The 11,202-nt window shown below is 62.9% G+C and carries 9 protein-coding genes; 1 reads left to right on the top strand and 8 read right to left on the bottom strand.

Features of this window, described 5'->3' with window-relative positions:
• Nucleotides 1-103 precede the first annotated feature (103 nt).
• The 8 genes from dnaG to rimP form a co-directional block, all read right to left on the bottom strand.
• Nucleotides 104-2,212 carry a DNA primase gene (dnaG, locus tag ACESUZ_RS08195; RefSeq protein WP_373199506.1) on the bottom strand — a complete coding sequence of 703 codons (2,109 nt, stop codon included), beginning with the start codon at nt 2,210-2,212 and terminating at the stop codon, nt 104-106.
• Nucleotides 2,205-3,212 (bottom strand): riboflavin biosynthesis protein RibF, encoded by a 1,008-nt coding sequence (gene ribF / locus ACESUZ_RS08190; protein ID WP_373199504.1) that lies wholly within the window; start codon nt 3,210-3,212, stop codon nt 2,205-2,207. Before ribF ends, dnaG begins: the two co-directional genes overlap by 8 nt.
• A complete protein-coding gene (gene truB, locus ACESUZ_RS08185; protein ID WP_373199502.1) occupies nt 3,209-4,141 on the bottom strand; it encodes a tRNA pseudouridine(55) synthase TruB in 933 nt (310 codons plus the stop codon). The genes ribF and truB overlap by 4 nt, the downstream gene beginning before the upstream one ends.
• 15 nt (nt 4,142-4,156) lie before the next feature.
• Nucleotides 4,157-5,200, bottom strand: coding sequence for a DHH family phosphoesterase (locus ACESUZ_RS08180; protein WP_373199500.1), 1,044 nt, complete (start codon nt 5,198-5,200; stop codon nt 4,157-4,159).
• Nucleotides 5,193-5,603 carry a 30S ribosome-binding factor RbfA gene (rbfA, locus tag ACESUZ_RS08175; RefSeq protein ID WP_006234038.1) on the bottom strand — a complete coding sequence of 137 codons (411 nt, stop codon included), beginning with the start codon at nt 5,601-5,603 and terminating at the stop codon, nt 5,193-5,195. Before rbfA ends, ACESUZ_RS08180 begins: the two co-directional genes overlap by 8 nt.
• An 11-nt stretch (nt 5,604-5,614) precedes the next feature.
• Nucleotides 5,615-8,329, bottom strand: coding sequence for a translation initiation factor IF-2 (gene infB / locus ACESUZ_RS08170; RefSeq protein ID WP_373199498.1), 2,715 nt, complete (start codon nt 8,327-8,329; stop codon nt 5,615-5,617).
• A 91-nt stretch (nt 8,330-8,420) separates the two neighbouring features.
• Nucleotides 8,421-9,668 (bottom strand): transcription termination factor NusA, encoded by a 1,248-nt coding sequence (nusA, locus tag ACESUZ_RS08165; RefSeq protein ID WP_195445268.1) that lies wholly within the window; start codon nt 9,666-9,668, stop codon nt 8,421-8,423.
• 1 nt (nt 9,669) lies between these two features.
• On the bottom strand, nt 9,670-10,164 hold the full coding sequence (gene rimP, locus ACESUZ_RS08160) for a ribosome maturation factor RimP (protein ID WP_347486419.1): 495 nt from the start codon (nt 10,162-10,164) through the stop codon (nt 9,670-9,672).
• Between the two features lie 369 nt (nt 10,165-10,533).
• Here rimP and ACESUZ_RS08155 point away from each other — a divergent pair, with 369 nt between their 5' ends.
• The gene (locus tag ACESUZ_RS08155) at nt 10,534-11,106 is read left to right on the top strand and encodes a hypothetical protein (RefSeq protein ID WP_373199495.1); all 573 of its coding nucleotides are present in this window, start codon (nt 10,534-10,536) and stop codon (nt 11,104-11,106) included.
• Nucleotides 11,107-11,202: the final 96 nt, after the last annotated feature.

The raw sequence follows: 11,202 nt of genomic DNA, 5'->3' as shown, positions 1-11,202 counted from the left end.
GGGGCCGCGGGGGCGTTCGGCTAACTGCGGGAGCGAGCCATCAGCTCAATGTGTTCGGCTGAGATCGGAAATCAACCGAGAATACGCTGGTTGACCACAACATCTAGGCTTGTTCGGTGCCCGCGGCCTCCAGGCCGATCAAACGGAACGGGTCCGCCACGCCGCCGATCGACTTTTGCAGTTCGCGTTGACGTTGCGAATCCTGCGCGGCCTGCACGGTCAGCGCGCGACGGGCCTCATCATCGAGTGAACGGTCCTGGCGCAGCTTGGCCTGTGCGGCACGCATGCGACGCTTGATGGTGTAGAGCTCAAGCGTATCGAGCATAAACACGATGTTCGTCTCGGTGGGGTGCTTGCTCGTCGCGGAGATGCGCCCGGCACTCACAAGCGTTGCCGCATCGGGACACACTGAGCGCGCCGCATCCATGCAGGCTGCAGGATCGGTTCCCGGCGGCGTTGCCAGAACGGCCCATGCAATGGACTCGTGACGCGGGTCAACCCACTCGATGGAGCAGATGCGGTCGGCATACGTGCGGAACAGGTCGGGGTAGCTCGTGAGCATCGTCAACAGCTCGCGCTCCCCTGCCAAGGACTTGCGTTCAAGATCGGTAAGAACCATCGGCGCCGCCGCAGCCGGTGCGCCCGAACCGTCAGCCACAGGCACAGCGCCCATACCATCAGGCACATCGATCGGCGGCAGGTCGTCGACGACCTCCACGGGCGCGGCGCCGTAGGCATCGAGCGGGACGTAGTCGTACGGCTCTTCTTCGACCGGCGCGGACACCGGCGGCGTCGCGCCCGATGCCCAAGCACCGCGACCGGCATCGCGAGAACCCGACGCCCGACCGCCCGCGCTACCGGACCGCTCAGTCTGTGCCCGTTGGCGCTCATAGTTCTGCTCACGACGTCGTTCCGCATCCTCGCGCTTGGCGACATCGCGAAACACACGACCCGAGCTCGCGCGCACCGTCTCCAGATCCAAACCCAGCAGATCGGCAATCTGGATAAAGTACGTGTCGATCATATAGCTGTTGCGCAACGGATAGATAAGCGTCAGCGCATCTTCCAGCGCCTTAGCGCGACCGCCCGGCGTGGTGATGTCACTCGACTCCTGCAGCGAACGGTAGACAAAGTCCATAAGCGGCTCGGCAGCGTCGATGCGCGTCTGCAGTGCCTCGCCACCATGTGCGGTGATGAACTCCATGGGGTCGTTGCCGTCGGGGAGCACCACGCAGCGCAGGTCCATGGAATCCTGCTCGATAAACTGAATCGCGCGACGGGCGGCCTTCTGGCCCGCTGCATCGCCGTCGAACATATACACGATGCGCTTGGCAAAGCGAGTGAGCGTCTTGACGTGGTGCTCCGTGAGGGCGGTGCCCAGCGTGGCAACAACGTTTTTAATCCCCGCCTCCCAGCAGGCGATGCAATCGGTATAGCCCTCTACCACGATGGCGGTATCCTGCGCGACGATAAACTCCTTGGCCCAATTAAAGCCGTAGAGGTTTCGCTTTTTATGAAACACGCTCGTCTCGGCGGTGTTGAGATACTTAGGCTGGCCGTCGCCCATAATGCGACCGCCAAAGGCAATGTTGTGACCCTGCTCGTCAAAGATGGGGAACATCACGCGGTCGTAAAAGCGGTCGGCAAGCTGCCCGCGCCCGCGACTCACGGCAACGTTGGCGTCGATCATCTCCTGCGGGGTAAAACCCGCCTGGGACAGGTGCGACACCAGCGCGTTACGGCCCGGTGCAAAGCCCAGGCAGTAGCGGCGGCAGACGTCGCCGCCCATGCCGCGGCTGGCAAAGTACTCGCGCGGACGGCCGTCCTTACCGCGCATGAGCATGGTGTGGTAGAACTGGGCGGTCTCGGCGCACAGATCGTAGATGCGGGCACGCTTGGTGCCGCGCTCGCGGCGATCTCCGGTGTCATGCAGCTCAATACCCGCGCGATCGGCCAAGTAACGGATTGACTCGGGAAAGCTCAGGTTCTCGCGCTTCATGATATACGTGAAAACGTCGCCACCCTCGCCGCAAGCAAAGCAATGCCACACCTGCGTGGCGGGGATAATGTGGAAGGACGGCGTCTTCTCGCCATGGAAGGGGCAGCATCCCCAAAACTCATGGCCGCGAGGCTTGAGCTCGACCGTTTCCTGCACGATGGCAACCAGGTCGGACGCAGCGCGTACCTGGTCTTTTTCCTCATCGCTAATCACGGATGCTCACCCCCTGATCGCCCAAGTTGTGACGAATATCCTCGATATTACCCTCGACGGTCGCGATCAACTCATCCAGCGAATCGAACACACGCGAGGGACGCAGCCAGCGCGTAAACGCCAGCGAAACGGAAGCGCCGTACAGGTCGCCCGTATAACCAATTAAATTAGCCTCGAGATGCGCAGATGCCGCATCGTCAGCATACGTTGGCGGCAGGCCGACGTTCACAGCAGCGGGCCACGCGGTGTCATCGACCAGCACCAGACCCTCATACACGCCATCGGCTGGCACCTGAATGCCGTCGGGAACCTGCAAGTTTGCCGTGGGAAAGCCCATGCCAGAACCCTCGTGACGGCCGCGAGTAACACCGCCGCGCACCATATACGGACGGCCGAGTAACCCAGCAGCAAGCTCCACATGGCCCTGTCCCAGCTCATGACGAATGCGGGTGGCGCAAATGGCCTCACCGCCCTCGCAAAGCAGGTCGTGACCATACACGTCAACGCCGTGCTCGGAACCCCAGGAGCGCATCTCGGCAACACCAGAAGCACCGCCACGACCCAGCCTAAAGTCACTGCCAACGCGAATCGATCGAATGTCGACCAGACGCGACACCAGCGAGAGAAAATCAACATGGTCAAGCGCCGCAACCTCAGGCGTAAAGGGAACGGCCACCACCGCATCGACCCCGGTTTGAGCCAAGGCATGCAGACGGTCGGCCATCGTCATCAATTTTTGAGCGGGCGAAGGGCTCACCACAACGTCCGGGTCGGGATCGAAGGTAACCACGACCGCCTTACAGCCATGGGCACGGGCATCACGGACAAGCGCTTCGATGAGTTCCTGGTGTCCACGGTGAACGCCGTCGAACACGCCAATGGCGATTGAAGCGGCACCCAAGTGCTCACACTCATCAAACGTATCGGCAGCAACGATGCGAGCCTCGTCTGACTCGCCCGCGAAAAAGACACGCGCGAGCTCGCGAGCGGACAACATCATCGAACACCGCCGATTGCCTGCGGAAACACGTGCTCCATGACAAAGCGGCCGCCCTCAATGCGGGCGAGCGCCTTGAGTCCCCCATCGAGCACCAACGCAAACGGCGCCTTCGAGGAATCGAAATCGGCAAGCGCACGCTCAACGGGAATGCGTCGGCCGCAGAGCAGGTCGTCGGCAAGATTGCCCGGCAAGTCAACACGTGTGGCGCCCAGGGCCGCAATGGGATCCAGGGCAAAGCCAGCCGCGGACTCGGGAGAAAGCTCCTCGACCGCATGACAAGCGCCAATGGAAACAACACCGGAAGCCGTGCGGCGCAGCGCGGAAATATGCGCGGCGCTATCGCAAGCGTGGCCCAGGTCGCGAGCGAGCGCACGGATATAGGTGCCCTTGCTCACCGAGAACGCCACGGTCCACACACACGTATCACCTTCGCCGCCCACGGCGATCAGGTCGGCGGCATAGACCTCGACGGGGCGCGGAGGTAGGTCCACCGCATTGCCCTCGCGAGCAGACTTGTAGGCGCGAACGCCATTGACCGAGATAGCAGAAAACGCCGGCGGCACCTGCATCTGCGGGCCCAGCATGGCGGCCAAGCGCTCACGAGCATAGGCAGGATCGCGGAGCTCGTTGGCAACAGCCACCGTGCGGACCGCCTCGCCCTCCGCATCATCGGTATTGGTCTCGGCGCCAAACGAGATGTCGGCGACATAGCTTTTGGTATCGAGGGTTAGCATGCCCAGCAGACGAGTAGCCTGGCCCACGCCCACCACCATGACGCCGGATGCCATGGGGTCGAGCGTGCCGGCATGGCCGACGCGCCGCTCATGGAGGGCGCGTCGGCATTGCGAGACCACATCGTGGGACGTGCAGCCCACCGGCTTATCGACGGCGAGCAGCATATTCAGTTGAGAAGGCGTACGACGAGCCATGTACCATCCAAAAAGTTAAAGCTCGACGGTCACCGAAGCGGGATCCTCCCCCACCAGCTCGGCCAGCATGGGAAGTGCCACGGCGAGCGTCTCGCGAATTGTTCCGTTGTTGGAAAAGCCGGCGGCGGCATGATGCCCGCCACCGCCAAAGTTGACAGCGATCTCGGACACATCGAGGTCACCCTTGGAGCGCAGGTTGCCGCGCACCTTGGTATCGCCGTCGATGCCCTTTAAGAACAGGCAGACCTCGACGCCCATCACCGAACGCACCACATCGACCAGACCGTCACATTCATCCGAGGTGACGCCGCAGGCCTCAAGGTCGCTCTGGAAGGCATAGCTATACGCCACGCGCCCGTGCGCGACCGTCTTGATACGGCCCATGACAATGGACTTGAGGTGCAAAAACTCGACGCGCATGCTCTGATAGACCTCGAGTGCGACACGAGCCGGATTGGCGCCATGCGCCACCAGGCGCGAAGCAGCATGGAACGCGGCAGCATCGGCGTTCTGGTACTGGAAACGACCGGTGTCGGTCACCAAGCCGCACAGCAAGCAGGTCGCGACGCCGTCACGTGCGACAATGCCGCAATTGTCCAAGAAACGGTCGATGATCATGGCGCAGGCCGCGGCATCGACGCGCCTCAGACTGAGCTCGGCAAACTCCTCGCGCGCCGGATGGTGATCAAAGCACACCACATGCTTGGAGCGGCGAAGCACCTCGGCGGAATTATTGAGGCGCTCGACGACCGGTACGTCCACCGAGATGAACAGGTCAGGATTGCCGGCGTACGCAGATGCCGGCACCAGGCGATCGGAGCCTTCCATAAAGCGGTAGATACGCGGAACCGGGTCATCGTCTGCCAGCAGCAGCGCAATGTCCTTGTTGGGGAAAAACTTCATGAGCGAAAGGCCCAGACCCAATACGGAGCCCAAGGCATCGCCATCGGGAGAAGTATGTCCCGAAATCGCAATGGAGGACGCACCCTCGATGAGCTCGAGGATGCGTCGCTGAATATCTGCAGACTCGCACGAGGCGAGGTCGGCGGAATTAGTCATCTAAAGCTGCCTCCTGGGCGGCATCCGCTATCGGATAGCCGTCCTCGTCCTTTTCGATCGCAAGCGTGGCGGGAACGTTTTCCAGCGCACGCGTGATGCGCTCGGCCTCATCGGTCGAGCGATCGATGCGAAAATCGAGCTCGGGTGTGACACGCCAATCGAGCGAGCGAGCCAACAGGCTGCGAATACGGCCCTTGGCGCTTGCGAGCGCCTCCATGACCTCGTCGTAGCGGCTCGCATCGCACGACACGTACACACGCGCGAACGAACGGTCCACCGCGACCTCGACCGCGGTCAAAGTAACCAGGTCGAGACGCGGATCGGAAACCTCAAAGAGCAGGATATAACCGAGCTTCTCGCGAAGCTGCTCGCCCAGACGGCGGGTTGCCTGCGTTTGCTTCATAGCGCTACCCCCTACTCGGTACGGGCAACCTGGTCGATGCGGTAACCCTCGATCTGGTCGCCGGGCTTGATGTCCTGGAAGTTCTCCAGGCCAATGCCGCCCTCGGAACCGCTCTTGAGGCTCTTGGCCTCGTCCTTGTAGTGGCGCATCGAGGCGATCTTGCCATTGAAGACCACGATACCGTCGCGCACCAGGCGCACGGAATCGGTCGCGGCGATCTCGCCCTCTTCGACGCGGACACCGGCGGCGATACCGACTTTGGGCACCTTAAAGGTGTCCAGGACGGTCGCGGTGCCCGTGGCAACCTCGACCTCAGTGGGCTTGAGCATACCGATACGGGCGGCGTCGAGCTCCTCGAGGCACTTGTAGATGACGTCGTAGCAACGGATCTCGACGCCCTCGCGCTCAGCGGCGGAGCGGGCCTTACCGTCGGGACGGACGCCAAAGCCGATGATGATGGCGTTGGAGGCGTCGGCCAGGACGACGTCGGTCTCGTTGATGGCGCCAACGGCGGAGTGGATAGTGTTGATGCGAACCTCGGACTGATCCATCTTGTCGAGCGAGTCCTGAAGGGCCTCGATAGAGCCCTGGACGTCGGCCTTGATGATCAGGTTGAGCTCCTTGACCTCGGCGTCGGCGATGGTCTCGAAGAGGTTCTCGAGCGTGACGTGCTTGACGCGGCTCTGCTCCTCGATACGGGCCTTGAGCGAACGCTCGTCGGCAAGGGCGCGAGCCTCGCGCTCGTCCTCGAACACGCGGAACTCGTCACCGGCGTTGGGCACGGACTGCAGACCCAGAATCTCGACAGCGTCGGAGGGACCGGCCTCGGTGACGGCGCGACCCTTGGGGTCGAGCATGGCGCGGACGCGACCGTAGGTAAGGCCAGCGACCAGCGTATCGCCCACGTGCAGGGTACCGCGGGTCACGAGCACGGTAGCGACCGAGCCGCGGCCCTTGTCGAGCTTGGCCTCGAGGACGTTGCCGGAGGCAAAGGTGTCCGGGTTGGCCTTGAGCTCGAGCACGTCTGCCTGGAGCAGCACGGTCTCCAGAAGGTCGTCGATACCGATCTTCTGCTTGGCCGAGATGTTGACGAACATGTTCTGTCCGCCCCACTCCTCGGGGATGACGCCGTACTCGGTGAGCTCCTGACGCACACGGTCGGGATTGGCGCCGGGCTTATCGATCTTGTTGACGGCAACGACGATGGGTACGCCAGCGGCCTTGGCGTGGTTGATCGACTCGACCGTCTGGGGCATGACGCCGTCGTCGGCGGCGACGATCAGGATGACGATGTCGGTCACCTTGGCGCCACGGGCACGCATGGCCGTAAAGGTGGCGTGACCCGGGGTATCAATGAAGGTGATCTTGCGGTCGTTGATCATGACCTGCGAAGCGCCGATGGCCTGCGTAATGCCGCCCGCCTCGCCGGCAGCAACGCCGGTGTGACGGATGGCGTCGAGCAGCGACGTCTTGCCGTGGTCGACGTGACCCATGACGGTGACGACCGGGGCGCGAGGCTTAAGGTCGGCGGGATCGTCGTAGAACGAGAAGGTGTTCTCCTCCTCGGGGGTGATGATCTTGATCTGACGGCCCAGGTCGTCGGCAACGAGCTCGACGAGGTCGTCGGACATGGACTGCGTCATCGTGAGCGGCGTACCCAGCAGGAACAGGCGCTTGATGATGTCGTTGGCCGGAACGTCGAGCGCCTCGGCAAGCTCCTGGACGGTAACGCCCTGGGAGACCTTGATGGCGTCGAGGTCCTCGGGGTTCACGCCCTGGGCCAGCGCCTCCTCTATCTTGCGCTCCTCCTGAGCCTTGGCAGCCTCGCGCTCGCGCTTCTCCTTGCGCTTCTTGCGGCGACCGGTGGACTCGCGAGAGGCCTCCTCGACGGCGGCACGAGCCTCCTCGAGCACCTTCTCGCGGCTGTACTCCTCGGCCTCGCGAGCCATACGGCTGTAGTGGTCCTCTTCGTTGTTGTGACCGCCCTTACGCTTCTTGCCCTTACCCTGCTTATCGGGGTTGGGGAAGTCCATGCCGGCAGCGACGTTGTTGCTGGCGTTGGTGCGATGGCTGTGCGAACGGCTCTCGGAGGCGTTGCGCTCGGAGTTGTTGTCGGAAGCGTTACGATCGTTACGACGGCCACCGCGGCGGTCGTTGTTGCCGCCACGACGGTTACCGCGCTCTGCGGCGCGCTCGGCCTTGGCCTTGTCCTCGGCGTCCTTCTTCTCCTTGAGCACAGTCTCCTGTGCGGCGATCTGGTCGAGCAGCGAACGGAAGCGGGAACCGGAGTCGGAAGCGGGAACGGCGCGGCGCTGGGCCTCGCGGGCAGCCTCCTCCTTCTCGCGGGCAAGGCGCTCCTGCTCGGCCTTCTTCTTGGCCTCGGCCTCGGCGCGGGCAGCCTCCTCGGCAGCCTGGGCTGCGGCAAACTGGCGGCGCTCCTCCTCACGTGCCTTCTCGGCGGCGATGCGCTCGCGCTCGGCCTCGGCGGCGCGTGCGGCCTCCTCGGCGGCAGCCGCCTGCTCCTCGGCCTGCTTGGCGGCCTCGACTTCCTGGGCGCGGGCCTCGATCACCGAGGCGAGCTGCTTGCGGACCATGGCGACATAAGCTTCCTCCAAGGTGGAGGAAGCGGACTTAACGGGAATCTTCATTTCGGCGAGATGACCCATCAGTTCCTTGGAGGTCATGCCGAACTCTTTGGCCAGGGTGGACACACGGACTTTTGCCATATGACTTCACCTACCCTTTCTGGCACCTTGGGTGCCTAGAGACTGAACGAGCGTGGGAGACGCGCCGGGACCCGCCCGGCGCGTCCGCGCGCTAGATCAGGTCCTCCGCATCATCGAAGGCGTCGGTGTCGTGGACACCGCAGAAACGGGAGCCGGGACGAGCCTGGTTGCGGCACTGGATGCCGTCCTCGGACACGTACTCGCAGCGGCGGACGTCCCCGTCCTCCTCGTCACCGATCAGGTCGGCGGCGGGCTCCTCGTGAACGGGAACGTTCTTGAGGATGTCGGCGGCAAGCGTCTCGGACTTGATGTCGATGTGCCAGCCGGTCAGGCGCGCGGCGAGGCGGGCGTTCTGGCCCTCCTTGCCGATGGCGAGGGACAGCTGGTCGTCGGGCACGATGACGCCGGCGTAGGCCTTCTCCTCGTCGATGAGGACGCGGGTGACCTTGGCGGGCGACAGGGCGTTGGCGACGTAGACGGCAGGATCGGCATCCCAAAGGATGACGTCGACGCGCTCGCCACGGAGCTCGCCCACGACAGCGCGAACACGGCTGCCCTTGGGGCCGACGCAGGCGCCCACAGGATCCAGACGGTCGTCGAGCGAGTGGACGGCGACCTTGGAGCGCTGGCCGGGCTCGCGGGCGATCGACTTGATCTGGACGGTGCCCTCATAGATCTCGGGCACCTCCTGCTCAAACAGACGACGCATGAGCTCGGGGTGAGTACGGGAGATGACAATCGGCGGACGGCTGTGCTCGCCACGAACCGGCTGCAGGTTGGAGTTGGGGTCGCGAACGTCGATGATCACGGCCTTGATGTGCTGGTTGTGCAGATAGCGCTCGCCCATCGGACGCTCGTTGCGCTCGTTCTCGTAACGACGCTGATCGAAGTGCGGCAACTCGGCCTCGACGCCCTCGCGGATCTTGACGATCGTGAAGTCGGGCGTGGACTGCAGCACGGTACCGCTGATGAGGTCACCGATGCGGCCGGAGAACTCCTCGTAGATCTGCTCACGGGCGGAGTTGCGCACGATGGCGTTGATCTCGGCCTTGGCGTGCTGGGCGGCGATGCGGCTCGTGTTCTTGGGAGTGACGTCGATCTCCTCGAACTCGGTGAAGTTGCCCTCCTCGTCCATGGAATCGTCGATCGGCTCCAGGCGGTAGACGTAGATCTTGCCGGTGGTGCGGTCGATGGTCACCTTGGCGCCCCACTCAAGATGCAGGATCTCGGCATAGCTCTTGGCGAGCGACTGCTCCAGGCGGTCGATCAGGTAGAGCTGGTCGATGTGCTTCTCCTGGCAAAGCTCCATCAGGGCGGACATCATGTCGGATGCTGCCATCTTACTTTCCTTCCTTCGCGGGCTTGAAGTCGTAGGTGGGCTTCAACTTGCACTTTTTAACATCAGAGAAATCGAGGGTGACGGACTCGCCGTCCTCGAGCTCGAGGGTCACGTTCGCCTCGGTGGCGGCGGCAATCTTGCCGGCGTACTTGCGACGGCCCTCGGTGGCGGTGGAGGTGAGCTCGCAGTTCTCGCCCACAAAGCGGGCAAAGTCGCACGGGCGGCGTAGCGGGCGCGCCATGCCCGGGCTCGACACCTCGAGCGTATAACTCGAAGAGATGGGGTCGAGCTCCTCAATCACATCGCCGACCCACTTGGTGTTGGCCGTGACGTCGTTGAGCGACAGGCTCTGACCCTCGGCACCCTCGATACGCACGCGCACGCAGGGGGCCTTGGTGGCACCCACGAGCTCGACGTCGACGATGTCGACATCGTGCTGGGGAGCGACGGCCTCGAGCGCGTCGATGATCGCCTGCTCGGTCTTGGTCTTGACCATTGCGGCACCTCCATCCATACAAAAAAGAAGCGGGGCCGAAACCCCACTTCTTTCAATTACAACTTCATTTGCAAGCAAACTATACCAATAGCTGCGGAAACGTGCAAGCACAGTACGAATCTGCAGGTCAGCGTGCGCACAGCTTCTCCACAAGAATAGGACAATTGGTCGAGGAACCCCATGCGGCGCACCCTCAACAGCCCCAAAACGGGCCATGCGTCCCATTCCACAGGCCCGTTCGGACCCCAAGGGCATTCCTCCCCGAGCCCCTATCGATCAGACTTACGCTAAGGGGCATTCTGCAACAAGCCAGCCAGCAAGTCGCGCAACGACGAACCTTTCCAAATCCCCTACGGCAAGGAGGCACACATGAAACGTCTAGGCACCCCCTGCATAACTGCACTCGCCATCGCAACGTGCTCGTTGGCCCTCTTGGGCTGCGGCAACACGAATGGCAAAACCGGAACATGCGAACCGAACCCTGGCAGCACCAAAGCCATCGAGAAAACGACGCCATCGGAGAGCTTCGACAAAATAAACGAAGACATCGTCGATCCCCAGGGCCTGGGCTCCGACCCCCAAGAACAGTTCCCCATCGACCTGGAGGCGGACGAGAACGTCCATGTTACCTGCGCGGGCAAGGACACCGACGGCTACGGGGACGCTGCGCTCGTCTTTACAGCGTCCAACAACACCGGTGTCGACATGATGTTTGGCGATGTGGACTCCTATGCCTACGTCAACGGCGTGGTCCGCGATGTGCGCATGCGCCAGCAGGTCGCAGCGGGCGAGGAAACGCGCGCCATGCTCACCTTTGTGGGCACCTTTGACGATCCGGACTTTGATGTGAACAAAGACCTCAACGACATCTACCTCAACATCTGGATGTTCGAAGAGGCAACGGGCAACGTTTACTTTAGGGACCTGGTACACATCCCGTAGAAGACGGTGCGACGCAATGATTAAGCAGGGCATACAACACAAAACGAGGGACGGCCCAAACGGGCCGTCCCTCGTTTATTGCATGTCAGCTTTGCG

Origin of the sequence: Collinsella aerofaciens ATCC 25986, assembly GCF_964239575.1 — a bacterium.
Taxonomy (GTDB): Bacteria; Actinomycetota; Coriobacteriia; order Coriobacteriales; family Coriobacteriaceae; genus Collinsella; species Collinsella aerofaciens_BQ.
This window is presented reverse-complemented; position numbering and strand designations above follow the sequence as displayed.